This window comes from Brevundimonas sp. (assembly GCF_036732845.1).
Taxonomy (GTDB): Bacteria; Pseudomonadota; Alphaproteobacteria; order Caulobacterales; family Caulobacteraceae; genus Brevundimonas.
The window spans coordinates 1-22,975 of the sequence record NZ_DAINBO010000031.1 but is presented as its reverse complement, the minus strand read 5'-3'; the positions used below and the strand labels follow the sequence as shown (position 1 = coordinate 22,975).

General features: G+C 70.2%; 24 protein-coding genes. 13 read left to right on the top strand and 11 right to left on the bottom strand.

Annotated features, from left to right (window positions below; all coding sequences use genetic code 11):
• Both V7D63_RS10495 and dapE read right to left on the bottom strand, forming a co-directional pair.
• On the bottom strand, positions 1-1,012 hold a 1,012-nt coding region (locus V7D63_RS10495; protein ID WP_333592225.1), incomplete at its 3' end, for an MFS transporter.
• A gap of 77 nt (positions 1,013-1,089) precedes the next feature.
• Positions 1,090-2,280 (bottom strand): succinyl-diaminopimelate desuccinylase, encoded by a 1,191-nt coding sequence (dapE, locus tag V7D63_RS10490; protein WP_333592224.1) that lies wholly within the window; start codon positions 2,278-2,280, stop codon positions 1,090-1,092.
• Between the two features lie 41 nt (positions 2,281-2,321).
• On the opposite strand from dapE, the gene V7D63_RS10485 reads away from it, so the two are divergent.
• Together V7D63_RS10485 and V7D63_RS10480 are read left to right on the top strand one after the other, a co-directional pair.
• Positions 2,322-2,798, top strand: coding sequence for a cupin domain-containing protein (locus V7D63_RS10485; protein ID WP_333592223.1), 477 nt, complete (start codon positions 2,322-2,324; stop codon positions 2,796-2,798).
• Positions 2,782-4,077 (top strand): MFS transporter, encoded by a 1,296-nt coding sequence (locus tag V7D63_RS10480; RefSeq protein ID WP_333592222.1) that lies wholly within the window; start codon positions 2,782-2,784, stop codon positions 4,075-4,077. Before V7D63_RS10485 ends, V7D63_RS10480 begins: the two co-directional genes overlap by 17 nt.
• A 13-nt stretch (positions 4,078-4,090) precedes the next feature.
• Here the strand turns inward: V7D63_RS10480 and V7D63_RS10475 are convergent, their stop codons facing one another.
• Together V7D63_RS10475 and V7D63_RS10470 are read right to left on the bottom strand one after the other, a co-directional pair.
• On the bottom strand, positions 4,091-4,585 hold the full coding sequence (locus tag V7D63_RS10475; RefSeq protein ID WP_333592221.1) for a hypothetical protein: 495 nt from the start codon (positions 4,583-4,585) through the stop codon (positions 4,091-4,093).
• Between the two features lie 65 nt (positions 4,586-4,650).
• Positions 4,651-5,673 carry a 2'-deoxycytidine 5'-triphosphate deaminase gene (locus V7D63_RS10470; RefSeq protein WP_333592220.1) on the bottom strand — a complete coding sequence of 341 codons (1,023 nt, stop codon included), beginning with the start codon at positions 5,671-5,673 and terminating at the stop codon, positions 4,651-4,653.
• Between the two features lie 98 nt (positions 5,674-5,771).
• Here V7D63_RS10470 and apaG point away from each other — a divergent pair, with 98 nt between their 5' ends.
• Positions 5,772-6,179, top strand: coding sequence for a Co2+/Mg2+ efflux protein ApaG (gene apaG / locus V7D63_RS10465; RefSeq protein ID WP_333592219.1), 408 nt, complete (start codon positions 5,772-5,774; stop codon positions 6,177-6,179).
• A gap of 158 nt (positions 6,180-6,337) precedes the next feature.
• On the opposite strand, the gene V7D63_RS10460 is transcribed toward apaG, so the two are convergent.
• Both V7D63_RS10460 and V7D63_RS10455 read right to left on the bottom strand, forming a co-directional pair.
• Positions 6,338-6,871 (bottom strand): phosphoribosyltransferase, encoded by a 534-nt coding sequence (locus V7D63_RS10460; RefSeq protein ID WP_333592218.1) that lies wholly within the window; start codon positions 6,869-6,871, stop codon positions 6,338-6,340.
• On the bottom strand, positions 6,864-7,772 hold the full coding sequence (locus tag V7D63_RS10455; protein WP_333592217.1) for an MJ0042-type zinc finger domain-containing protein: 909 nt from the start codon (positions 7,770-7,772) through the stop codon (positions 6,864-6,866). The genes V7D63_RS10460 and V7D63_RS10455 overlap by 8 nt, the downstream gene beginning before the upstream one ends.
• A gap of 74 nt (positions 7,773-7,846) precedes the next feature.
• Here V7D63_RS10455 and V7D63_RS10450 point away from each other — a divergent pair, with 74 nt between their 5' ends.
• The 4 genes from V7D63_RS10450 to V7D63_RS10435 are packed head-to-tail and all read left to right on the top strand — an operon-like array spanning position 7,847 to position 10,802.
• Positions 7,847-8,545, top strand: coding sequence for a cell division ATP-binding protein FtsE (locus V7D63_RS10450; protein WP_333592216.1), 699 nt, complete (start codon positions 7,847-7,849; stop codon positions 8,543-8,545).
• Positions 8,542-9,426 (top strand): cell division protein FtsX, encoded by an 885-nt coding sequence (locus V7D63_RS10445; protein ID WP_333592215.1) that lies wholly within the window; start codon positions 8,542-8,544, stop codon positions 9,424-9,426. The genes V7D63_RS10450 and V7D63_RS10445 overlap by 4 nt, the downstream gene beginning before the upstream one ends.
• A gap of 9 nt (positions 9,427-9,435) precedes the next feature.
• Positions 9,436-10,092 carry a YdcF family protein gene (locus V7D63_RS10440; RefSeq protein ID WP_333592214.1) on the top strand — a complete coding sequence of 219 codons (657 nt, stop codon included), beginning with the start codon at positions 9,436-9,438 and terminating at the stop codon, positions 10,090-10,092.
• Positions 10,089-10,802, top strand: coding sequence for a lysophospholipid acyltransferase family protein (locus V7D63_RS10435; protein ID WP_333592213.1), 714 nt, complete (start codon positions 10,089-10,091; stop codon positions 10,800-10,802). Before V7D63_RS10440 ends, V7D63_RS10435 begins: the two co-directional genes overlap by 4 nt.
• On the opposite strand, the gene pyrF is transcribed toward V7D63_RS10435, so the two are convergent.
• The gene (gene pyrF, locus V7D63_RS10430) at positions 10,786-11,502 is read right to left on the bottom strand and encodes an orotidine-5'-phosphate decarboxylase (RefSeq protein ID WP_333592226.1); all 717 of its coding nucleotides are present in this window, start codon (positions 11,500-11,502) and stop codon (positions 10,786-10,788) included. The genes V7D63_RS10435 and pyrF overlap by 17 nt on opposite strands.
• An 81-nt stretch (positions 11,503-11,583) precedes the next feature.
• Here pyrF and V7D63_RS10425 point away from each other — a divergent pair, with 81 nt between their 5' ends.
• A complete protein-coding gene (locus tag V7D63_RS10425; RefSeq protein ID WP_333592212.1) occupies positions 11,584-12,282 on the top strand; it encodes a MarC family protein in 699 nt (232 codons plus the stop codon).
• A 6-nt stretch (positions 12,283-12,288) separates the two neighbouring features.
• Here the strand turns inward: V7D63_RS10425 and V7D63_RS10420 are convergent, their stop codons facing one another.
• Genes V7D63_RS10420 through V7D63_RS10410 form a run of 3 tightly spaced genes read right to left on the bottom strand, consistent with a single transcriptional unit; the run spans position 12,289 to position 14,370 of the window.
• Positions 12,289-13,059 carry a COG4705 family protein gene (locus tag V7D63_RS10420; protein WP_333592211.1) on the bottom strand — a complete coding sequence of 257 codons (771 nt, stop codon included), beginning with the start codon at positions 13,057-13,059 and terminating at the stop codon, positions 12,289-12,291.
• A gap of 58 nt (positions 13,060-13,117) precedes the next feature.
• Positions 13,118-13,909 carry an SDR family NAD(P)-dependent oxidoreductase gene (locus V7D63_RS10415; RefSeq protein ID WP_333592210.1) on the bottom strand — a complete coding sequence of 264 codons (792 nt, stop codon included), beginning with the start codon at positions 13,907-13,909 and terminating at the stop codon, positions 13,118-13,120.
• Positions 13,906-14,370, bottom strand: a complete 465-nt coding sequence (locus V7D63_RS10410; protein ID WP_333592209.1) for an Rrf2 family transcriptional regulator — start codon at positions 14,368-14,370, stop codon at positions 13,906-13,908. Before V7D63_RS10410 ends, V7D63_RS10415 begins: the two co-directional genes overlap by 4 nt.
• A gap of 167 nt (positions 14,371-14,537) precedes the next feature.
• Between V7D63_RS10410 and V7D63_RS10405 the strand changes: the two genes are divergently transcribed.
• Positions 14,538-16,553 carry a potassium transporter Kup gene (locus V7D63_RS10405; protein WP_333592208.1) on the top strand — a complete coding sequence of 672 codons (2,016 nt, stop codon included), beginning with the start codon at positions 14,538-14,540 and terminating at the stop codon, positions 16,551-16,553.
• A gap of 47 nt (positions 16,554-16,600) precedes the next feature.
• Positions 16,601-17,950, top strand: coding sequence for an RsmB/NOP family class I SAM-dependent RNA methyltransferase (locus V7D63_RS10400; protein WP_442882135.1), 1,350 nt, complete (start codon positions 16,601-16,603; stop codon positions 17,948-17,950).
• Here the strand turns inward: V7D63_RS10400 and rhuM are convergent.
• Positions 17,947-18,996, bottom strand: a complete 1,050-nt coding sequence (gene rhuM / locus V7D63_RS10395; protein WP_333592206.1) for a RhuM family protein — start codon at positions 18,994-18,996, stop codon at positions 17,947-17,949. The genes V7D63_RS10400 and rhuM overlap by 4 nt on opposite strands.
• Before the next feature lie 99 nt (positions 18,997-19,095).
• Here rhuM and rpe point away from each other — a divergent pair, with 99 nt between their 5' ends.
• The 3 genes from rpe to purH all read left to right on the top strand — a co-directional run.
• The gene (gene rpe, locus V7D63_RS10390) at positions 19,096-19,767 is read left to right on the top strand and encodes a ribulose-phosphate 3-epimerase (RefSeq protein ID WP_333592205.1); all 672 of its coding nucleotides are present in this window, start codon (positions 19,096-19,098) and stop codon (positions 19,765-19,767) included.
• Positions 19,764-21,590, top strand: coding sequence for a heparinase II/III family protein (locus V7D63_RS10385; protein WP_333592204.1), 1,827 nt, complete (start codon positions 19,764-19,766; stop codon positions 21,588-21,590). The genes rpe and V7D63_RS10385 overlap by 4 nt, the downstream gene beginning before the upstream one ends.
• 94 nt (positions 21,591-21,684) lie before the next feature.
• On the top strand, positions 21,685-22,975 hold a 1,291-nt coding region (purH, locus tag V7D63_RS10380), incomplete at its 3' end, for a bifunctional phosphoribosylaminoimidazolecarboxamide formyltransferase/IMP cyclohydrolase (RefSeq protein ID WP_333592203.1).

Below are 22,975 nucleotides of genomic sequence, written 5' to 3'. Positions count from 1 at the left end.
ATCCGGCGGTGAAGCCCGGCCGGGCGAAGCCGACCCCCATCGACACCACCGCATAGCCGACCACCACGCCGTAATAGCCGGGCGAGACGATGCTGATGACATTGCCCAGCAACGCCAGCCCCGCCCCCCAGCGGATCAGGGCGCGCGGCTCCAGCTTCAGCAAGGGGATCAGCCCCCACTGCACCATCAACGTCCCGGCCGCGCCCGCGAACATGGCCACGGCCACGAAGGCCTGGGCCTGGCCGACGCCGACGCCCGTCACGGCCATCTCGTCGATGACATGGAAGCCCAGCACCGAGATGTTGATCGCCTGGGCGCCGGTGACCAGCAGGCCGTACAGCAGATAGTCCCTGACCCGCGGGTCCCGCCACAGCCCCCTGTGCGCCGCGCCCTCCTTGGGCGTCGGAATGCGCGCCACCCCGCCGCTGGGCAGGCGTCGCCACACCACCAACAGGGTGACCGCGCCGAACAGGGCGAAGGCGTAAAGCGGCCCGGCCAGACCCACGAACGGCAGAATGAACACCGGCGACAGCACCGGCCCGATCACCGTGCCCAGCCCTTGCGCCGAGGCCAAGAGCGACATGGCCTGGGTCCGGTTCGCCGCCGTGGTCCGGTCGGCGACATAGGCCTGGGACGCGATCGGCGCGGCCGAGCCGAACACGCCATAGATGGTCCGCGCCACCGCCATCAGGCCGAAGGCGACCAGCGGCGCCAGCCACCCCTCCAGCCCCGCCGTCGCCGCGACGCCGAAACCGGTCATCGAGGCGACGAACCCGCCCAGGCCGATCAATATGACCCGCTTGCGCCCCAGCCGATCCGACAGCCGCGCCCAGAACGGCGAGGCCACGGTCCACATCAGGGCCGAGATGGCGAAGGCTCCGGCCACCAGGGTGTCGGCCAGTTCGAACTGACGGCCGATGGCGGGCAGCACCGATTGCAGCCCCATGTTCCCCGCCGCCGCGATCAGGCTGACGGCGAACAGCATGATGAAGGCGGGCGAGGTCGGCTTCATCCCTCCCGCATCGCCCCGTTCGCCCGCCGACGCAATGGCCGCCAGCCGCTTCCTCCCCCGCGAGGGGGAGGGAAGGGTCAGGAAAGCCGCTCCAGCACCGTCTGGATCACCCGGCGATAGACCCGCGTCAGGGCTTCGATCTCGGCCACGGGGGCGCGTTCGTCGACCTGGTGCATGGTCTGGCCGACCAGGCCCAGCTCCAGCACCGGACACATCGCCCGGATGAAGCGGGCGTCCGAGGTGCCGCCGGTGGTCGAGGCCTCGGGCCGTCGCCCCGTCTCGATCTCCACGGCGTCCTGAACCGCCGCCACGAAGGCCCCCTTTTCCGTCAGGAAGGCCTCGCCCGAGCACAGGTGCTCCAGCGTGATCCGCAGGCCCGAGGCCGCCTGTTCGGCGCCCGCCTCGCGGTTCAGCCAGTCGATCAGGCCGTCGCCCGTCTGGGCCGGATTGAAGCGGATGTTCAGCCGCGCCTTGGCCTCGGCCGGGATCAGATTGGTCGCCGGATTGCCCACGTCGATGGTGGTGATCTCCAGGTTCGACGGCTGGAACTCGGGATAGCCCGCGTCCAGCACATGGGCGTCCAGCCGCGCCAACAGCCGCGCCAGCACCGGAACCGGATTGGCCGCCCGGTCGGGATAGGCCACATGCCCCTGTTTGCCGTGCACGGTGATCCAGGTGTTCAGCGAACCGCGTCGGCCGATCTTGATCATGTCGCCCAGCGCCTGTTGCGACGACGGCTCGCCGACCACGCAGGCGTCGATGATCTCGCCCTCGGCCGTCAGGGCCTGGACCACCCGTTTGGTGCCGTGCAGGGCCGGGCCTTCCTCGTCGCCGGTGATCAGGAACGACAGGGACCCGTCCGGCTCCCCCTCGGCCAGGATCTGAGACACAGCCGCGACCCAGGCGGCGATGCCGCCCTTCATGTCCACCGCGCCGCGGCCGTACAGCACCCCGTCGCGCACCTCGGCCTCGAACGGGGCCGCGCTCCAGGCGGTTTCCGCCCCCGTCGGCACCACGTCGGTGTGACCCGCGAAACAGAGGTTGGGCGCCGCCGTTCCGCGCCGGGCGTACAGGTTCTCGATCCGCGCGTCCTGGCCCTGGCCGGTCGGTCCCTCGAACACCATGCGGCGACAGGCGAAGCCCAGGCCGGTCAGCACCCGCTCCAGCACGTCCATGGCCCCGGCGTCCACGGGGGTGACCGAGGGGCGACGGATCAGGTCGCGGGTCAGTTCGACGGGATCGATGGGGGTGACGGATGCGCCGCTCATGAGGCTATGCTTTAGAGGCAGCCTCCGCCCGCGAGAAGCCCATGCCCAAGATCGACATCGACGCCGCCCCGACCGGGCACGGCACGTCCTACCCCGAGGCATTCGCCGGGCCGTGCAAGGCGCGCCGCCGGTTCAAGCTGGGCGACGCGGCCGGGCTGGATCAGTTCGGCGTCAATCTGCTGCGCCTGCCCGCCGGAGCCTGGTCCAGCCAGCGCCACTGGCACGAAACCGAGGATGAGTTCGTCTGGGTCGTTTCCGGCGAGGTGGTGCTGGTCGAAAACGATGGCGAGACGGTCCTGAGGGCGGGCGACTGCGCGGGCTTCAAGGCCGGGGTCGCCAACGGCCACAAGATCGAGAACCGCTCGGACGCCGAGGCGGTCTTGCTGGAGGTCGGCACGCGCAACCCCGTCGGCGACGGCGCCGACTATCCCGACATCGACATGGTCCTGCCCGCCGGGGCCGACCGCTATTTCCACCGCGACGGAACGCCCTACCCCAAACATGACCGACGCACCTGAGGCGCCCGAGCCGATCACCCCCGCCGTCGCTCAGGCGGCCAAGGACGCGCACGGGAGCAATCCCTGGCGGCTGAACGATTTCCGCCTGTTGTGGTTCGGGCGGATCGCGGCGGTGCTGGCCATCCAGGTCCAGTCCTCGGCCCTGTTGTGGCAGGTCTATGAGATCGCCCGGCGCGACCATCCGATCGAACAGGCCAGCCTGTATCTGGGCCTGGTCGGCCTGGTGCAGTTCATCCCCCTGCTGGCCCTGACGCTTCCGGCCGGGGAAATGGCCGACCGGCGCGACCGCAAGACCACCGTCGGCGCCTCCATCGCGGTCGAGGCCCTGTGCGCCCTGGCCTTCCTGGGCATGGCTCTGAACGGGTCGCCGCCCTTGTGGGGGCTGCTCAGCGTCGCCTGCGTCTTCGGCGCGGCCCGCGCCTTTCTGGCCCCGGCCAGCCAGGCCTTTCTGCCCATGGTGGTCGGCCGGGCCGCCCTGCCCCGCGCCATCGCCGCCCAGTCGATCGCCTTCCAGACCGGAGCCATCGCAGGTCCCGCCCTGGGCGGGGTCATCGTCGGCGTCTCGACGCCCCTGGCCTATGGCGTGTCGCTGGGGATGTTCCTGCTGGGCCTGACCGCCTTGCTCCTGATCAAGACCAGCGGCCGCCCGCCCGCGCCCGACGCGGCGCACAGCCGCTGGGACGCAGTGCGCGAAGGGTTGAAATACGTCTGGACGACCAAGGTCGTTCTCGGCGCCATATCGCTGGACCTGATCGTGGTGCTGTTCGCGGGGGTGGCCCTGCTGACGCCGATCTTCGCGCGCGACATCCTGCATGTGGGACCCGAGGGGTTCGGCCTGCTGCGCGCGGCCTTCGGGGTCGGGGCCTTGCTGATGGCCGTCTATCTGGCGCGCTGGCCCATCGTGCGGCGCGGCGGATTGTGGATGTTCGGAGCGGTGGCCCTGTTCGGGATCTGCACCCTGACCTTCGGCCTGTCCAAGATCGTCTGGCTGAGCGCCCTGGCCCTGTTCATCGGCGGCGCGGCCGACATGGTCAGCGTCAACATCCGCCAGACCCTGATCCAGCTCTCGACGCCCGACGCCATGCGGGGGCGGGTCAGCTCGGTCTCCATGCTGTTCATCGGCGCGTCCAACGAACTGGGCGAGGCCTATTCCGGCCTGATGGTCCGCATCCTGGGACCCATCGGGGCGGCGGTGTTCGGCGGGATCGGAGCCTTGGCGGCGACAGGGCTTTGGGCGGCGATGTTCCCGGCGTTGAGGAAGGCGGATCGGTTGAGTTGAGAGGGGCCAGCTTCTACCCGCGCTCAGCGGCCGTTCCTCGATCGAACTCGACCGAATAGCCTGCGCTCGCGAGTTCTCGATGAAACTCCGCAGCCTCGACAGTATCCTCTGGGGTGGTGGATTGAATCAATCGTCCGCGCGGATAGTCACGCTCGTCTATCGGCGGTGGCAGGTGACCGTAGAAGATCACCTCGCAGGGGCGGCAGCTTTTCTTGTCTATTCGAACCGCTGATGCGTGGACGAATGCATCGATCGGGAAGCTCTGCTGAACGTAGACGGACGAACCCTGATCAAAGACGTTGAACCCGAGGTAAGATCGAAAGGGACGGTCGTTCGGACCCAAGTTCGCGGCCTTGGCCGCTTCTATGTAATCGCAGCGCTCGACGGCAGGTCCGGTGCAGCCCGGAGATGTCTGGTCCGCTCCCATGAGCAGAGCCAATCCGGCGAGCATCGCGAAGAGCGAATAGCTCGTCATATCCAGAGTGATGAAATCATCTGAGTGAACCATGCTGAAGCTCTGCTCTTCAGTCAGATTTCAAGGAACGCCTGATCTCCGGTCTTGTCCAGACGTTCTCACCACGGCTTGAAGTGTTTGCTCAGCTTCAGCCCTTGTTTCTGATAGTGGCTGCCGCCCTCGCCATACAGGCGCGTGGGCTTCTCCGTCAGCGGCTCATAGACCAGCCGGGCCACGATCTGGTCGTGTTCCAGCAGGAAGGGCGTGTCGTGGGTCCGCACCTCCAGCACCCCCTTGGACCCCGCGCCATGCGCCTCGTCGGTGCCGAAGCCGGGGTCGAAGAAGCCGGCGTAGTGCACCCGGAACTCACCCACCGAGGGGTCGATCGGCGTCATCTCGGCGGCCTGGTCGACCGGGATCTCGACCGCATCCGACGAGGCCAGGATGTAGAATTCGCCCGGGTCCAGCAGCAGCTCGCCGCGCCGCAACGTCAACGGCTCCCAGAAGTCGCGCGGGTCGTGGCCGTCGATGTTGTCCAGATCGATGACCCCCGCGTGGCGTCGTCCGCGGAACCCCACCACCTCGCCGCCTTGAAGATCGACGCCGACGCTGCGGGTCTCCAGCTTGGGCGGCTCTCCCGCCTTCAGGCGAAGCTGGTTCAGCCGCGTGCCGGGGCGGACCAGTATGGAGAAGGTCTGGGGCGCGATCTCCAGATACAGAGGTCCGTCATAGCCTTCGTCGACGTCGTCGAAACTGGCGCCCGCATCGGTCAGCAGGCGCACGAAGACATCGACCCGGCCGGTCGAGCTTTTCGGATTGGCGCGGGCGATCAGCCCCTTGGGCAGGGCCAGCCGCTCCTGCAGCCGGGCGATATAGACGCAGCCCTTCTCCAGCACCACGCCGTCGCTGAGGTCGATGGTGTGCATGGCCACGTCGGCGATGCGGTCCTCGACCTTGCGGCGGCCGGGCAGGAAGCTGGCCCGCACCCGCCAGGCGACGTCGGACAGGCGCAGGTCCAGGCTGGCCGGCTGGACCTGATCGGCGTCGAACGGCGTGTCGGAGGTGATCGCGCCGCCGGCGATCAGGGTCTCGATGGACTGACAGGGCAGAATGCCCGAACGGACGGAATGAAAGACGTGCATCCGGCCCGTTTACACGGTTTTGGCGCGCGTCACGCCCCCCGGCTCGCGTCTGGAGCGGCGGCGCTTGACCTCGCGCCGTCGTCGGCGACCATGGCGGCATGAACGACGATCCCGCCTATGAGACCGAAAGCGCCGGAATCCGCGTGCGCGTGCGGCCCAGCTATCTGGCCGGGCAGTCCGACCCGGACGCCGGGCGCTGGGTCTGGGCCTATCAGGTCGAGATCGAGAACCGACGCGAAAGCCCGGTCCAACTGATCGCCCGCCACTGGGTCATCACCGACGCCAAGGGCCATGTGGAAGAGGTGCGCGGCTCCGGCGTGGTCGGCGAACAGCCGGTGATCCAGCCGGGCGACCGCTACGCCTATGCGTCCGGCTGTCCGCTTTCGACCTCGTCCGGCTCGATGGTCGGCAGCTACGCCATGACCGACGACCTGGGCCGCCATTTCGAGGCCGCCATCCCCGCCTTCAGCCTGGACGTGCCGGGCGGGCGTCGGACGCTGAATTGAATCCTTCTCCCCCTGGGGGAGAAGGTGTCATGCGGAGCATGACGGTTGAGGGGGCTTTGTCAGACATGCTGACTGGCCGATAGCGAAGTCGGATCAGGCTTACCCCTCATCCGAGCCGCTCCGCGGCCCACCTTCTCCCCCAAGGGGAGAAGGACGATTCAATCCAGCGCGCACACGTCCGGCAGGCCGCGCAAGGCTCCAGCGTGGTCCAAGCCGTAGCCGACCAAGAAGCGGTTCGGGGCCTCCCAGCCGACGAAGTCCGGTTCGGGCGCGCGCGGCAAGGGCCAGGGCTTCTTGGCGAAAACCACGGTCAGCACCTGGGACGCGCCCTTCTCCTTGGCGATCCGCACCGCCTCGGCCAGCGACAGGCCGGTGTCGAAGACGTCGTCGATGATCAGCACCCGGCGCCCGACGATCGGCCGCTGGAAGTCGGCATGGATGTCGATCCGGCCCCGGCTGTTCTGTTCGTCGCCGTAGGAGGCCAGCCACAGGGCGTCGAAACGGACGTTGCGCCCGATCCGCGCCAAGGCCCGGGTCAGGTCGGCGGCGAACCACAGACCGCCGGTCAACAGCACGGCCGCCACCGTCTCGTCGTCGATGACGGGGGCGATGCGGGCGGCCAGGTCGTCGACGATGCGGCGGACCTCGGTCTCGGGCAGCAGAACGGTGGGCGTGGGGGTTGCGTCAGCCATGATGCGAGGCGGATACCGCCTCGACCGGCGCCGCGTCCAGCGGCGTCGCCTCGACCGGGGCGTCCATGGGCGTGTCGATCGCCTCGCCCATGGCCGGACGCAGGCCCGCCTCGGCCGCCGCCGGGGGCCGCCGCACGGCCGGACGGGCCGCCGGTTTCGGCGCTTCCCCGCGTTCCGGCTCGGCCGAGGCCAGAACGAAATCGACGCCGACGCCCGCCGCCTTGCCGCCCGGATCGGCGATCCGCACAGCAAACCCCTGGACCTTGCCCGGCAGCACCGGGGCGGCGTCGATCCTGATCACCGCGTGACCCACCTCGGCGCCGTGGGCGTCCAACAGGGCGACGCGCACGGCCGGGGCCACGATCTCGCGCTCGCGCACGTTCCTCAGGGCGCCCGAGACCAGCACCATGCCCGGATCGTCAGTCAGGGCGCGCGCGCCCACGGCCTCGAAATCCAGACCGGTCGGATTCACCTTGGCCCCCACGGCGGCGTAGGCGCTGGCGGCGCGGGGGTACATTTCGACCACATCGACCCGGAACAGCCACCCGGCCCCCAGAATGGCCACGAAGACGCTGGCCAGACCGGCCCAGACCGCCCCGTGGGCGGCGGCGCGGCGCAGGCGGCGCTGCTGTTCGGCGCGGGCGCGGAAGGCCTTGGGCAGTTCCGGCGCGGGCGTCTCGGCCAGGCTTTCGGTCTCGGGATCGGCGTCGAAACTGGGAACCGGATCGGGGCGCGGGGTGAAGCCGGGCGCGGGCGCGGCGGCCGTCAGCTCCAGCGGCTCTTCGGACATCGCCTTCCAGGTCTCGCCGCATGATTGGCAGCGCACCTTGCGGCCGGTCGGGCCGATCGCCTCGTCCGGGGCGAAATAGCTGGTGGCGCAAGCGGGGCAGGTCAGTATCATGTCGTCTGACTGCGAGGCGATCCGCCCCCTCCCGCTGCGGCGCGCGACGGCCCCGCTGACCAAGTTAGAAACCCATGACGCCCGAACCCCGCCGCGCCGAGACCGCCGCCTCGCCCGTGACCGCCCGACTCCAGGGCGTGGGTTTCGGCTATGCGGAAGCGCCCGACGTGCTTCGGGGCATCGACCTGACATTGCCGCGCGGCTCTTTCCACTTCCTTACCGGGCCATCCGGGGCTGGAAAGTCGACGCTTTTGAAGCTGCTGACCCTGGCCGAACGGCCGACGACGGGGCGAATCACCCTGTTCGGCCAGGACGCGACCGAGGCGCCGCGCGCGCTTGTGCCCGCCTTTCGCCGCCGCATCGGCGCGGTGTTCCAGGATTTTCGCCTGCTGGACCATCTGAGCGCCTTCGACAACGCCGCCCTGCCGCTGCGCCTGGCGGGCGGGCGCGACTACGCCGCCGACGTTCAGGAGATGCTGCGCTGGGTCGGGCTGGGCGGCCGCATGGACGCCCGCCCCCCGGCCCTCAGCGGCGGCGAGAAACAGCGGCTGGCCATCGCCCGCGCCGTCCTGGCCCGGCCCGAGCTGATCGTCGCCGACGAACCGACCGGCAGCGTCGACAAGGCCATGGCCGAAAAACTGCTGCGCCTGTTCCAGACCCTGAACCGGCAGGGCACGACCCTGTTGATCGCCAGTCACGACGAGACCCTGGCCCGGCGTTCCGGCGCGGCCGTGCTGCGGCTGGATCAAGGACGGCTGGAGACGGTGCGATGATGCGGCGCCTCCAGCGACCCGACCTCCTGCCCCGCGACGCGGCGGGCGAGCCGTGGCTGGCGGCGGTGATCGCCGTGCTGTGCTTCCTGGCCTGTCTGGCCGCCGTCGGCGGGGCGGCGGCCGACCGCGCGGCCCATGGCTGGACCGGGCGCCTGCGCGCCGAGGCCACGGTCCAGGTCCGGCCCCGCGCCGGAGAATCGGGCGACACGGCCGCCGCCCGCGCCGCCGAGACCCTGTCCGGCGTCGACGGCGTCTCGGAAGCGGAGGCCCTGGACCGCAAGGCGGCCGAGGCCCTGTTGCGGCCCTGGCTGGGCGACGCGATCCTGCCCGACCTGGCCATTCCCATGCTGGTGGTCGTGCATCTCGATCCCGACGCCCCCGCCAGCGCCCCGACCCTCAGCCGCGCCCTGGCCCAGGCCGGGCTGGACGCCAGCGTCGACGACCATTCCCAGTGGCGCGGCGAGGTCCAGCGCGCCGCCGCCGTGATCACCGCCCTGGCCGCCGCCGCCTTCCTGCTGGTCGCGGGGGCCGCCGGGGCCGCCGTGGTCTATGCCGCCCGCGCCGGCCTGGCCGCCAACCGCGCGGTGATCGAGACCCTGAGCCTGAACGGCGCGGCCGACGGCTTCATCGCCGGTCAGTTCATGCGGCGTTACGGCCTGCTGGCCGCCGCGTCCGGCCTGATCGGCGCCGCTTCGGCCGCCGTGCTGACGGCCGGCCTGCGCCTGTTGGGCGGGTCGGAGGGGCTGACGCCCGCCCTGCCGGTGGCCTGGTCCGACCTGATCCTGCTGTCGCCGGTTCCGTTGATCGCCGCGGCGGCGGCGGTCGTCGCGGCGCGTCTGGCGGTGATGCGCGACCTTGGCCCGCGCGGCCCTGGGCGATAGAAGGGACCGATGAAGTTTCTCGCCCTCCTCGGCATCGTCGCCCTGGTCTGGCTGGTGGGGCTGTTCGCCTTCGCCGAGCGGGTGCGCGGCCTGACGCCCGCGCAAGAACCGGCCCGCGCCGACGCCATCGTCGCCCTGACCGGTCCTTCGGCCGAGCGCGTCAACGCCGCCATCCGCCTGTTGGAGCAGGGCAAGGGCCGCCGCGTGCTGATCTCGGGCGTCAACCGCGAGGTGCGCCGCCAGGAGCTGCGCGCCCTGACCCCCGGCTCGAACCGGCTGTTCAACTGCTGCGTCGACCTGGGCTTCGAGGCCGAGACCACCACCGGCAACGCCCAGGAGATCGCCGCCTGGGCCAGGGCCAAGGGCTATGACAGCCTGATCGTGGTCACCTCCGACTATCATATGCCGCGCAGCCTGGTGGAGATCCGCTCGGCCGCGCCGGGGGTCGAACTGACCCCCTATGCCGTCTCCACCCCGGCGCTGGACGACAGCCGCTGGTGGCGCGCCGCCGTCACGGCCCGGCGCATGACGCTGGAATATATGAAATACCTGGCCGTCCTGACCCGCGAGGGCGTGCGCAAGCTGACCGGCGGCTCGGTCGATCCTCAACCGGCCATGGAGGCCGCCGCCGAAACGGCGGGCGTGAAGGCGGGCGCCAAATCGTGATCGTGCTGCGTTCGCTGGGCTTCACCCTGTGGCTCTATCTGTCGATGCCGCTGTTCGCCGTCGGCCTGTCGCCGGCGCTGCTGGGGCCGCATCGCTACGCCATGGGGGTCATCAAGCTGTGGGCGCGGTTCGTGCTGTTCGGCCTGCGCTGGATCGCCGACGTCCGCGTCGAATTCCGGGGGCTTGAGCATCGCCCCGTCGGCCAGGCCCTGATCGCGGGCAAGCACCAGGGGATGCTGGACGTGGTCGTGCCCTTCGCCCTGTTGGACGACCCCTGCATCGTCATGAAGAAGGAGCTGCGGCCCCTGCCCTTCTTCGGCTGGTTCGCCTGGAAGACCAAGATGATCGCCGTGGACCGCTCGGCCCACGCCAAGGCGTTGAAGGACATGGTCAAACAGGCCCGCGCCCGGCGCGACGAAGGCCGCCAGATCGTCATCTTCCCCGAAGGCACGCGAAAGCCGCCCGGCGCCGAACCCGACTACAAGCCCGGCATCGCCGCTCTGTATCGCGACCTGGACTGCCCCTGCTGGCCGCTGGCGACCAATTCGGGCGTCCACTGGCCCGCCCACGGCTTCATCCGCCGCCCCGGCGTGGTGGTGTTCGAATTCCTGCCGCCCATTCCCCCTGGCCTGAAACGGGCCGAGTTCATGACCGAGCTTCAGACCCGGCTGGAGGCCGCCTCGACGGCCCTGCTCACCCCCTCGGCCTGATCGCGCTCATCTCCGCCGCGATCCGGGCCGCCGCCGCCCTGGGATCGGGATCGGCCGTGACGGGGCGCGCGACCACCAGATGGCTGGCCCCCGCGTTCAGGGCCTCGGCCGGGGTCGCGACCCGTTGCTGGTCGCCCCGGTCGGCGCCCGCCGGCCGCACGCCGGGGGTGACGATCAGGAAGTCGGGCCGTCCGGCCGCATCGGCCATGGCCCGCGCCGCCGCCGCCTCCAGCGGGCTGGACACCACCCCGTCGACGCCGCAGTCCAGCGCCTGGCCGACCCGTTTGGCCACCAGTTCGGCCGCCGTCGCGCCATAGCCGATGTCTTTCAGGTCCGCGTCCGACAGGCTGGTCAGCACGGTCACGGCGAGGATTCTCGTCCCCGTTCCCCCGGCGCCCCTGACCGCCGCCGTCATCACCTGCGGCTGGGCGTGGACGGTCAGCAGGTCGCAGCCGCCGTCGGCCACGGCGCGGGCGGCGCCTTCGACCTGGGCGCCGATGTCGTGCAGCTTCCAGTCCTGGAACACCTGTTTGCCCCGCGCCCTCAGCTCATGGGCGAAGGCCACGCCGCCGGGGCGCGCCAGCAGGGTCAGGCCGATCTTGTAGAAACCGACCCCGTCGCCGATGCGGTCCACCATGTCTCGCGCCGCCTCGACCGAGGGCAGGTCCAGCCCGACGATCAGACGCGGGTCGTTCAACAGCGGCGAGGTCATCGACGGCTCCCGTCCGCTCCGCTAATCAGCGGTAACGGCGCAATTCGGTTTTAGAGGCGAGGGCAGCTCATGAACGCGGTCGATCTGGGGGTCAACCTGTTCGTGGCCCTGTTCGCCCTGGTCGATCCGATCGGCAACATCCCCATCTTCGCGGCGGCCACCGCCGGGGCCTCGATGCGTCAGCGCCTGTCGGTGGCGGGCCTGATCTGCCTGTTCGTGGCGGCCTTCCTGACCTTCTTCTTCTTCACGGGTCTCAGCCTGCTGCAATTCTTCGGCATTTCGCTGGCGGCCTTCCGCATCGCGGGCGGCATCCTGCTGTTGCTGCTGGGGCTGGACATGACGCGCGAGGACTTCCTGAAGTCCTTCACCGATTCCGACGCCGCCCAGGACGCCATGGACGTGCGCGGCTACGCCCGCCGGCGGTTCCAGCGGCTGGTGGTGCCCTTCGCCATCCCGCTGATGATCGGGCCGGGGGCGATCTCGACCATCATCATTCAGGCGGGCGAGGCCGAGAAGGTCGGCCCGGCGGGCCAGGCCGCGGGCCTGATCGCCATCGCCGCCGCCGCCGCCGCCAGCTTCCTGTGCTTCGCCCTGACCGGGCCGCTCAGCCGCATCCTGGGCGAGGTCGGCATGTCGATCATCGTGCGCGTCCTGGGCCTGATCCTGTGCGCCCTGGCGATCCAGTTCATCCTGATGGGCCTGTCCGAGGCCCTGCCGGGCATGATCAGCTCGGGCGTGACCAAGCCCTATCCGACCGGCGGACACTGAGGGGGATCAGGCCGCCGCCTCGCCGTGGCCCCGTCCGGGCCTCTGCGGCAGGATCAGGATCAGGGCCACGATGGCGACCGCCAGCACCGCCGAGGCCATCGGCCGGCTCAGCGCCAGGCCGCCGTGGTCGATCGGCTTGTCCAGGAAGTCGCCGACCACCGCTCCCAGCGGGCGGGTCAGGATGAAGGCGGTCCAGAACAGCAGCACCCGATTGACCCGCGTGAACAGCGCCAGGGCGGCCACGACCGCCAGCAGGCCGCCGAACACGGCCGCCGCGCCCAGATAGCCGAACCCGCCCGTATCGGCCGCCCAGTCGCCCAGCGCCGTGCCCAGCGTCTGCGACAGGGTGATGGTCAGCCAATAGAAGATCTCGGCCCGGCGCGAGGCCACGGTGTCGGAATCGACCGACCCGACCACCAGCCGCCAGGCGATCAGCGACGTCATCACGGCGGTGAACAGCAGGGCCGAACCGCCGGTGTAGCCGATGCCCAGGGACCGCGTGGCGTAGTCGGCCAGCGTCGTCCCCGCCGTGGTCGAGGCCACGATGGTCGCCCAGTACAGAAAGGGGTGGAACCGGCGCGCCGCGATCTGCATCCAGACCAGGCCGATCAGGACCACGGCGAAGATCGCCGTCCCCGTCAGATAGCCCAGATTCAGGGTCATGCTGACGGTGTCGCCAGCGGTCTCGCCCAGCGTCGTGGCCAGGATCTTGATGATCCAGAACCCCAGGGTGACGGCGGGGACCTTGCTTAGGACGTCACGTTCGGCCTGTGTCATCGACCTGTCCTCGTTCGCCGGGATCGGGCGCTCGAAGATCGGCGGAATTTGGACCGTCCTACACTCGCCCCAGCCGCTTGGCGTGGCCGCCGACCATCCTCAGGGCCAGGCCGTCGGGCAGGTGTTTGGCCAGGCCGCCCAGAACATTGTTCATCACGCCCGGGGTGACGCTGGGCCGGTTCGCCTCGACCGCCGCCCAGCCGATCCGCGCCACGTGCGGCGAGGTCTGCCACATCCATGAAGGATAGGCGCCGGACACCTGTTCGCGCGTGCCGTTGGCGTCGTGGAATTCGGTCAGGGTGTAGCCGGGGTTCAGCACGGTGACGTGCACCCCCGTCCCGGCCATCTCCAGATGCAGCCCTTGCGACCATTTGATCAGGAAGCTCTTGATCGGCCCATACAGGGTGTCGCCGCCCGTGGCGGGCATCCGACCGGCCAGGGAGGCGACGTTCAGGATGCGGCCGTAGCCGCGCTGAACCATGCCCGGCGCGAACAGCCGCGTCAGTTCGACCGGCGCCGACAGCATGACCCGCACCATGGCCGCATGGTCCGCCGGATCGGTGTTCAGAAAGCCTGAGGTGCGGCTGAATCCGGCGTTGTTGACCAGGCCGTCGACCGTCAGCCCGCGCTCGGCGATCTCCGCCGCGAGCCGCGCCGGAGCCGCCGGATCGGCCAGGTCCGCGATCAGCACCGCCGCCTGGGTCGTCTGGCCGATCTCTTCGGCCAGGGCCTGCATCGGCGCCGCGCGCCGCGCCGTCAGGATCAGGTCATGGCCGCGTCGGGCCGCCTCGCGGGCGATGTCGGCGCCGATCCCGGCCGAGGCGCCGGTGACCAGGATCGTCCGTTTCAAGCGGGGACCCTGGCCGGAAGCTTGATCCCGGCCAGGCTGGCGGGCTGTTCGGCCAGAAGGTCGGCGATGGTCACCTTGGACAGGGCGTCCGCCGCCGCCCGGTCGGCCGCGCACAGGGCCTTGGCCACCTGGCGCGGAATGTGTTCGCCGATCGGACAGCCCTTGGCCCCCGCCGGCGGCGAACCCAGGTGGGCGCAGCCGTTGACGGCCCGCAGCACCTCGTCCAGGCGGATGTCCTCGGGCCGCCTCAGCAGCCACGACCCGCCCGAGGCGCCCGAACGGGTGGCGATCAGCCCGGCCTTGGCCAGCATGGCCGTGACCCGCCGGATCACCACCGGATTGGTCGGCACCGAGGCCGCCAGCACGGCGCTGGGCGCCGCCTGGGCAGGCGCATACGCCCCCTTATGGGCCAGATAGGCCAGGGCGTGGGCGGCGACGGGGAAACGCTGGCTGTCGGACATGATGCTGGTCTCTACTTAGGCGCGCACGAGGGGATTCACAAACATCGCCCCCTCAACCGGGTGCGGCCAAAGCGACGCGGTCGCGATTGAACCGGGCGCGGAAAGGGGCTATCAGCCCGCGGCTCTTGAACGGCCCGCCCCTCCCCGGCGACGCCTGGAGAAACCGAATGGCCGGGCCAGACGCCCGCGGCGACAGCGCAGCCTCCGCCGCCTCTTCCTCTTCCCCATCCACGCCCTCGCTGTCGCCTCCGTCGCACGCCGCGACCCCTGGCGACGCGACCGCGCACGACCACGGCCACGGCCACGGCGGCGACAACCACGGCGGCGCGGGCTTCCGCGCCCTGGTCATCGGCGCCATCGGCGTGGTCTTCGGCGACATCGGCACCAGCCCGCTCTACGCCATGCGCGAGGCCCTGCATCATTCTCGCGGCGGCGGCACGGACGAACTGGCCGTGCTGGGCGTCGTGTCCCTGGTCTTCTGGGCGCTGATCCTGGTCGTGACGCTGAAATACGTCGTCTTCCTGATGCGGGCCGACAACAAGGGCGAGGGCGGCACCCTGGCCCTGATGGCCCTGGCCCAGCACGCCATAGGTCGGCGATCGGGCCTGATCTTCCTGTTGGGCGTCTGTGGTGCGGCCCTGTTCTACGGCGACGGCGTCATCACCCCTGCGGTGTCGGTTCTGTCCGCCGTCGAGGGCCTGAAGGACGCGCCGAGCATCGGCCCGGCCCTGGCGCCCTACATCCTGCCCATCGCGGCGGGCATCTTGATCGCCCTGTTCATGGTCCAGTCGCGCGGCACGGCCAGCGTGGCGAAATTCTTCGGCCCTCTGACCGCGCTGTGGTTCCTGATCCTGGCGGGGCTGGGCCTGTATCACATCTTCGACGACCTCTCGATCCTGCGGGCCTTGTCGCCGCATTACGGCGTGCTGTTCCTGATCGACAACGGCTTCCTGGGCTTCGTCATTCTGGGCAGCGTCTTCCTGGCCGTGACGGGGGCCGAGGCGCTGTACGCGGACATGGGCCATTTCGGAAAGGCGCCGATCCGGGCCGGTTGGATCTGGTTCGTCCTGCCCTGCCTGACCCTGAACTATCTGGGCCAGGGCGCCCTGGTGTTGGATCATCGCGAGGCGGCGGCCAACCCCTTCTGGATGATGGTGCCCCAGGCCGCCTATTGGCCCGTCCTGATCATGGCCACCATCGCCACGGTCATCGCCTCGCAGGCGGTGATCACCGGCGCCTTCTCGGTGACCCAACAGGCGGTGCAACTGGGCCTTCTGCCCCGCATCGACATCAGGAACACCTCTGAAAGCCAGGCCGGCCAGATCTTCGTGCCCTCGGTCAATATGATGCTGATGGTCGGGGTTCTGGTCCTGCTGTTCGCCTTCAAGACCTCTTCGGCCCTGGCCGCCGCCTACGGCATCGCCGTGACCGGTTCGATGTTCGTCGACAGCCTTCTGGCCTGGTTCATCGTCAGGAGGCTGTGGAAGTGGTCGTTGCCGCTCAGCCTGGCGGTGATCACCCCCCTGGTCGCGCTCGATCTGGTGTTCCTGACCTCCAACCTGCTGAAGATCCCTCAGGGCGCCTGGATGCCCATCGCCCTGGGCGGGGTCTTGCTGCTGATCATGTGGACCTGGGTGCGCGGCTCCCAGATCCTGTCCGAAAAGACCCGCAAGGACAGTCTGCCGCTGGCCGATCTGATCGAGATGCTGCGCGCCCGGCCGCCCCATCGCGCGCCCGGCACGGCGGTGTTCCTGACGTCCGATCCCGACATCGCCCCGGTCGCCCTGATGCACAATCTCAAGCACAACAAGGTGCTGCACGAGAAGAACATCATCCTGACCGTCCGCACCGCCGACCGGCCGCGCGTGCCCGAGTCCAAGCGCGTCTCGTTCGAGCCGATCAGCGAAGACTTCAAACGCATCGTCGTCACCTACGGCTTCATGGAGACGCCGAACGTGCCGCGCGCCCTGGGCATCTGCCGCAAACAGGGTCTGAAGTTCGACATCATGTCGACCAGCTTCTTCCTGGGCCGTCGCTCGGTGGTGCCGTCGGCGCGTCAGGGCATGCCGCTATGGCAGGACCGGCTGTACATCTTCCTGATGCGCAACGCCGCCAATCCGACCGACTTCTTCCACATCCCGCCCGGCCGCGTGGTCGAAATGGGCGCCCAGGTGTCGGTTTGAGCCGCCCCCCTCACGGCGGGAAAAGCTCGGACGCGCGCGGCCGCCGCATGGCCGAAAAGGCGCGCGGTCCCCGCCCGCCCCGCCGCGAGACGCCGCCGCGTGAAGACGAGGGTCCCGACGCCGATGTCGGCGTCGAGGCCCGCATCGCCGCCGGGGTGCTGCTGAACGCCGCGCTGGAGAAGCGCAACGGCCTGGACGAGGCCCTGTCCTACCGCGAAGTCGCCGCCCTGCCGCCCCAGGACCGGGCCTTCGCCCGCGCCGTCGCCATGGCCGCCCTGCGCCGCCTGGGCGAGATCGACCAGATCCTCGACCGTCGGCTCAAGACGAAGCCGAACGACGCGGTCATGACCATATTGCGCGTCGCCCTGGCCCAGACCCTGGTCCTGGAGACGCCCGCCTTCGCCGCCGTCTCGACCGCCGTCAAACTGGCCGAACGCGACGCCAAGACCCGGCCCTACAAGGCCCTGGTCAACGCCGTGCTGCGCACCATCGGCCGCGAAGGGCCGGGCCTGACCACGGCCGAAGCCAACCTGCCCGACTGGATCGCCGCCCGCTGGCGCGCCACCTATGGCGAACCCGCCCTGGTCGGCCTGGCCCTGGCCGGCCGCGACGAGCCGCCGACCGATCTGGGCGTCAAGCCGGGCGTCGACGCCGCCGCCCTGGCCGAAAGCCTGGACGGCTTCGTCCTGCCCGGCGGCGCGGTGCGCACAGGCCGGCGCGGCGACATCGCCCAATGGCCCGGCTTCGAGACCGGCGACTGGTGGGTTCAGGACGCCGCCGCCGCCGTTCCGGCCCGCCTGCTGGCCGTCCAGCCCGGCGAGACCGCGCTGGACATGTGCGCCGCGCCCGGCGGCAAGACGCTGCAACTGGCCGCCGCCGGGGCCGAGGTCGTCGCCCTGGACCGTTCCGCGACCCGGTTGAAGCGGCTGTCGGCCAATCTGGCCCGCACCGGCCTTTCGGCCCAGGTCGTCGCCGTCCCGGCCGAGGACTGGGACGACGCCCGCGTCTTCGACGCCGTGCTGCTGGACGCGCCCTGCACCGCCACCGGCACCTATCGCCGCAATCCCGAGGTGCTGCGCGCCACCCGCCCCGCCGACATCGCCAAACTGGCCGACGTTCAGCACCGCCTGCTCGACGTCGCCGCCGAACGGGTCAAAGCCGGCGGACGGCTGGTCTATTGCGTCTGTTCGCTGGAGCGTGAGGAGGGCGAGACCCAGATCCTGGCCTTCCTGCGCCGAAACCCGGCCTTCAGGACCGCCCCCGCCGACCCGGCCGCCGTCGGCGCCCCGGCCGACGCCCTGACCGCCGAAGGCTGGCTGCGCATCCTGCCCAGCCAATGGCCCGAACACGGCGGCCTGGACGGCTTCTTCGCGGCGAGGCTGGAGCGCGTGGGTTAGGGTTTCAGCTTGCGACGGGTCGTTTTCGGCAGTTCGCCCGATTGCCGTCGAAGCTCCGCGTACTCCTGATCCACACGGGCCTTTTCGACAGCCTTTCGCCGTTGGTCGAAGAGCTTGTACTGTCCGCGGGCTTCGCCGTCCGCGCGCTCCTTGCTCACTTCGCCGCCATGCATGAGGGGTATGCGGCCCAACTGCCGCAACTGCCTGTCCAACAGGGTCTCCGCCTCGGTCATGGTCGTCAGCCGCCCGATCTCCAACTGATCCTCGAAGATCGAAAGCAGGATATCCGTCAGCCGATTCAGCTCCTTGATCTCCGGCGTACGCAGATAGTTCTTGGCGACCGTGACATCGGCGGCCCTTACCGCATCGCCCGACCAGGCTTGCAGCCCCATGTTCTCCTCATCGGCGTCGGCGCGTGACACGATGATCTGTGCGGGCGTCTGGTTCGTCACCGCGTAGCAGAACTTCGCCTGTGTATTGCGGTAGAACTCGCGCCACCTGTCCGATTTCGGATCATAGTCTTGGCACAGCGAACATATCTGCCGAATCTCGGCATAGACGTTGGCTTCCGAACTGCGGATGTCGCGAATGATCTCGCGAAGTTCAGCAACACGATCCTGTTCGCCGCCCGATTTCAGACGCTCGCTGTCGATCACGAACCCGCTGGTGGCGAAGCGCACCAACACTGCAGTGGCCCAGCGGCGAAACAACGTCGCCTGAGCGGAACTCACTCGGTAACCGACCGAGATCACCATATCGAGGCTGTAGATGACGCTCGGCCTTCCCAGGCCGCTTGTTTGCATTTTCTGCAAAGAAGTCGCCTCGTCGAGTTCGCCTTCTTCGAGGATCGCCGCAATGTGTCGGGACACTACGGACACATCGCGCCCAAACATCCGCGCCATCTGCGCCTGGGTCATCCAGAGTCGTTCGCCGTCGAACCTCAGCTCCGCCCGAATGCCCTTCCCCGTGCTGTAGATCAGGAAGCGGTCCCCGGTGTCGCCGTCCTCAAACACGCGCACTGGCTCGGCGCTAGCCAGAACGGGCATGGAATCGTCTGCTTTATTCATGGAACAAGAGTAGAACACGTATCGCGCTTGGGTCCAAGTCGCCTTGCCCCCCGGCTCGACCCGCCTTATCCCCGGATCATGGCCGCGCCCCTGATCTGTCCGTCGATCCTCGCCAGTGATTTCGCCCGTCTGGGCGAGGAGGTGCGCGCCCTGGAGGCGGCGGGGGCCGACTGGGTCCATGTCGATGTCATGGACGGCCATTTCGTGCCCAACATCACCCTGGGTCCCGACATCGTGAAGGCCATTCGGCCGCACACCAGCCTGCCGTTCGACGTGCATCTGATGGTCGCGCCGGTCGACGGCTGGCTGAAGGCCTATCGCGACGCCGGGGCCGACATCCTGAGCGTCCATCCCGAGAGCGGGCCGCACCTGCACCGCACCCTGGGCGCCATTCGCGAGCTGGGGGCCAAGGCGGGGGTGGTGTTCAACCCCGGCACGCCCCTGTCGATCCTGGAAGAGGTCGTCGACCTGGTCGATCTGGTGCTGATCATGTCGGTCAATCCGGGTTTCGGCGGCCAGAAATTCATCCCCTCGGCGCTGGACAAGATCGCCCGCGCCCGCGCCGTCCTGGATCGCGCCGGGTCCAAGGCGCATCTGCAGGTCGACGGCGGCGTCACGGCCGACAACGCCGCCGCCTGCGTGGCCGCCGGGGCCGACGCCCTGGTGGCCGGCACCGCCGTCTTCCGGGGCGGGCCGGACGCCTACGCCGCCAATATCGCGGGGCTGAAAGCGGCCAAATCGCCGGCATGAGTCCGTTCGGTCCCTTCTCGCGTGAGGAGCCTTCGGTCGGGCCGGGCCAGATTCCGGGCCTGCACGGCGCGCCCGTGCGCACCCCGGTCAAGCCGACCGGAGCGGTCACCGGTCCCGGCCTGTGGCCCGCCATTCTCAGCCGGATGCTGACCCGCCAGTTGTGGATCGAGCTGTACGGCCTGCCCGGCTACGCCCTGACGCTGAAGCCGCCCGCCGCCACGGCCTTCGCCGCCACCCCGCGCGACTTCCGCCCGGCCGATCCGGGGGTCGGAAAGCTGATCCTGTCCAACCGTTTCAGCCTGGCGGGCCTGAGCCAGGACATCGAACCGGGCGGCGATCCGTGGAACCGGCCCAGCCCCAGCCGCGCCTTCGCGGTCGAGCTGCACGCCTTCGCCTGGCTGCCCAGCCTGATGCTGCACGGCGAGCGCGGCGCGCGCGAGGCCCTGCGCCTGACCCTGGCCTGGGGCGATCATTTCGCCCGCTGGTCGCCCTTCGCCTGGGGACCGGACATCCTGGCCCGCCGGGTCATGAACCTGTCCTGCGCCGCGCGCCGCATGGGCCAGGTCGCCGCCGAGCCTGAACGTCTTCGCCTGGCCGATCTGTTGGGCCGCCAGGCGCGTCAACTGTTGCGTCCGCCGGGCGGAACCGCTGGACGGGCCGAGCGCCTGACCGCCGCCGCCGTGGCCGGCTGCGTCCTGGCCGGACCTCCCGGCGTGGGCGTGCGCAAGGCGGCCCTGGGCGGCCTGCCGCGCGCCCTGCGCCAGGCCGTGGCCCCCGACGGCGCCCACGCCTCGCACGCGCCCGAGACCGGTCTGGAGCTACTGCTCGACCTGCTGACGCTGGACGACGCCCTGGCCCAGCTCAGCGAGGCGACGCCCGAGGCGGTGTCCGAAACCATCGCCCGACTGACCGCGGCCTTTCGCGTCCTGACCCTGCCCGACGGCCGCGTGGCGACCTTTCAGGGGGGAGGTCCCTCGACCGCCGTCCGCGTCGCCGCCGCCCGCGCCCACGACGACCACGGCGCCGATCCCTACGCCCCCGGCGCCTCGCCCGGCATGGAGAGCGTCGGCGGCTTCGTGCGGTTGCGAAGCCCGCTGTTGACCGTCATCGCCGACACCGCCGCCCCGCCGCGCGGCTCATGGTCCGGCGCCGCCTGCGCCCAGCCCCTGGCGCTGGAGATCGCCTGCGGGCGCGACCGGCTGATCACCGGCTGCGGCTGGACCCCGCGCGCCGCCGACCGCCAAGGCCTGCGCCTGACGCCGGGCCATTCGACCCTGACCCTGGGCGAACAGTCGACCGGAGAGCCTCTGGGCGGCTGGAAGGCCGAACTTCTGGGCGCCCGCCTGGTCGGCCGCCCGATCCATGTCGAGGTCGAGCAGAGAGAGGGCGAAGGCGCCCTGTGGCTGGAGATGCAGCACGACGGCTGGGCCGCGCCGCACGGCCTGTTGCACCAGCGCCGCCTCTATCTGGACCAGCGGCTGGACGAGCTGCGCGCCGAGGAGCGGCTGCACCCCGTCCCCGGCCAGAAGGACGTGGTGCGCGCCATCGCCGCCCCCTATGCGATCCGGTTCCAGCTCGAACCCGGCGTCTCGGCCTCCCTGGCCCGCGACCGGCGCTCGATCCTGCTGCGCGGCGCCTCGGGCCGGGGCTGGTGGTTCCGCACCGACGGTCCCGACGTGGCCATCGAACCCAGCGTCCATATCGACGACGGCCTGACCCGCCGCTCGCTTCAGATCGTGGTGCGCGGCTCGGCCCGCACCGACGCCGAGACCCGCATCCGCTGGAAACTCAGCCCGGCCGGCGCGCCGGGGGACCCGGCTTAAAATCCTCCCCCGATCACCGCGCTTCTCCGGGGAGGCTCTAAGTGCTAGACGCCCCGCGTCTCCCCCTCCCCATCCAGCCGAACGGACATCTCCCATGCCCGCCGCCCCCGATTTTCCGCCCGCGCCCGACCGCGTGGCGCCGCAGCGCGCCCTGATCTCCCTGTCCGACAAGGCGGGGCTTGAGGATGTCGCCCGCGCCCTGCACGCGGCGGGGGTCGAGCTGGTCTCGACCGGCGGCACGCGGGCGGCCCTCGCGGCCCTGGGCCTGCCGGTCAAGGACGTGGCCGACCTGACCGGTTTCCCGGAGATGATGGACGGCCGGGTCAAGACTCTGCATCCGGTGGTTCACGGCGGCCTGCTGGGCGTGCGCGACGCCCCGGCCCACGCCCAGGCCATGACCGACCACGGCATCGGTCCCATCGACATCGTCTGGATCGATCTCTACCCGTTTGAATCAACCATTGCGTCCGGCGGCGGTTTCGAGGCGGCGGTCGAGAACATCGACATCGGCGGCCCGGCCATGATCCGCTCGGGCGCCAAGAACCACGGCTATGTCGCCGTCTGCGTCGACCGCGCCTCGGCCGAAGAGGTCGCGCAGGCCGCGTCCCAGGGCGGAACCACGCTGGACCAGCGCAAACGCCTGGCCGCCGCCGCCTTCGCCCGCACCGCCGCCTATGACGCCGCCGTCTCGGCCTGGTTCGCCGGTCAGGTCGGCGACGCCGCCCCGGCGCGCAAATCCATCTCCGGCGCCCTGGCCCAGACCCTGCGTTACGGCGAGAACCCGCATCAGTCGGGCGCCTTCTATCGCACTGCGGAGCGCCGCCCCGGCGTGGCCCAGGCCCGCCAGCTTCAGGGCAAGGAGCTGGGCTACAACAACATCGCCGACGCCGACGCCGCCTATGAGCTGGTGGCCGAGTTTCAGGCCCCCGCCTGCGTCATCGTCAAACACGCCAACCCGTGCGGCGTGGCGGTCGGCGCCGACCTGAGCGAAGCCTATGCGCGCGCGCTGGAATGCGATCCCGTCTCGGCCTTTGGCGGCGTGGTGGCGGTCAACCGGCCTCTGACCGAGACCGACGCGCGCCTGATCACCGACATCTTCACCGAGGTGGTCATCGCCCCCGGCGCCGACGAGGCGGCCCAGGCCGTGTTCGCGGCCAAGAAGAACCTGCGCCTGCTGCTGACCGACGGCCTGCCCGATCCGCTGGCGCCCGGCCAAGTGTTCCGCTCGGTCTCGGGCGGTTTCCTGGTCCAGTCGCGCGACACGGCCCGCATCACGGCGGGGGATCTGAAGATCGTCACCCGTCGCCAGCCGACGCCGACCGAGATCCAGGACATGCTGTTCGCCTTCACCGTGGCCAAACACGTCAAGTCCAACGCCATCGTCT

Coding starts and splice junctions, on each gene's coding strand:
- V7D63_RS10440 (WP_333592214.1), top strand. CDS start 9,436: ATGAAGTTTCTCGCCCTCCTCGGCATCGTCGCCCTGGTCTGGCTGGTG.
- V7D63_RS10405 (WP_333592208.1), top strand. CDS start 14,538: ATGGCCGGGCCAGACGCCCGCGGCGACAGCGCAGCCTCCGCCGCCTCT.
- V7D63_RS10475 (WP_333592221.1), bottom strand. CDS start 4,585: ATGGTTCACTCAGATGATTTCATCACTCTGGATATGACGAGCTATTCG.
- rhuM (WP_333592206.1), bottom strand. CDS start 18,996: ATGCCCGTTCTGGCTAGCGCCGAGCCAGTGCGCGTGTTTGAGGACGGC.
- V7D63_RS10410 (WP_333592209.1), bottom strand. CDS start 14,370: ATGTCCGACAGCCAGCGTTTCCCCGTCGCCGCCCACGCCCTGGCCTAT.
- V7D63_RS10445 (WP_333592215.1), top strand. CDS start 8,542: ATGATGCGGCGCCTCCAGCGACCCGACCTCCTGCCCCGCGACGCGGCG.
- V7D63_RS10485 (WP_333592223.1), top strand. CDS start 2,322: ATGCCCAAGATCGACATCGACGCCGCCCCGACCGGGCACGGCACGTCC.
- V7D63_RS10470 (WP_333592220.1), bottom strand. CDS start 5,673: ATGCACGTCTTTCATTCCGTCCGTTCGGGCATTCTGCCCTGTCAGTCC.
- V7D63_RS10455 (WP_333592217.1), bottom strand. CDS start 7,772: ATGATACTGACCTGCCCCGCTTGCGCCACCAGCTATTTCGCCCCGGAC.
- V7D63_RS10480 (WP_333592222.1), top strand. CDS start 2,782: ATGACCGACGCACCTGAGGCGCCCGAGCCGATCACCCCCGCCGTCGCT.
- V7D63_RS10425 (WP_333592212.1), top strand. CDS start 11,584: ATGAACGCGGTCGATCTGGGGGTCAACCTGTTCGTGGCCCTGTTCGCC.
- rpe (WP_333592205.1), top strand. CDS start 19,096: ATGGCCGCGCCCCTGATCTGTCCGTCGATCCTCGCCAGTGATTTCGCC.
- apaG (WP_333592219.1), top strand. CDS start 5,772: ATGAACGACGATCCCGCCTATGAGACCGAAAGCGCCGGAATCCGCGTG.
- V7D63_RS10460 (WP_333592218.1), bottom strand. CDS start 6,871: ATGGCTGACGCAACCCCCACGCCCACCGTTCTGCTGCCCGAGACCGAG.
- V7D63_RS10420 (WP_333592211.1), bottom strand. CDS start 13,059: ATGACACAGGCCGAACGTGACGTCCTAAGCAAGGTCCCCGCCGTCACC.
- dapE (WP_333592224.1), bottom strand. CDS start 2,280: ATGAGCGGCGCATCCGTCACCCCCATCGATCCCGTCGAACTGACCCGC.
- V7D63_RS10400 (WP_442882135.1), top strand. CDS start 16,601: ATGGCCGAAAAGGCGCGCGGTCCCCGCCCGCCCCGCCGCGAGACGCCG.
- V7D63_RS10450 (WP_333592216.1), top strand. CDS start 7,847: ATGACGCCCGAACCCCGCCGCGCCGAGACCGCCGCCTCGCCCGTGACC.
- V7D63_RS10385 (WP_333592204.1), top strand. CDS start 19,764: ATGAGTCCGTTCGGTCCCTTCTCGCGTGAGGAGCCTTCGGTCGGGCCG.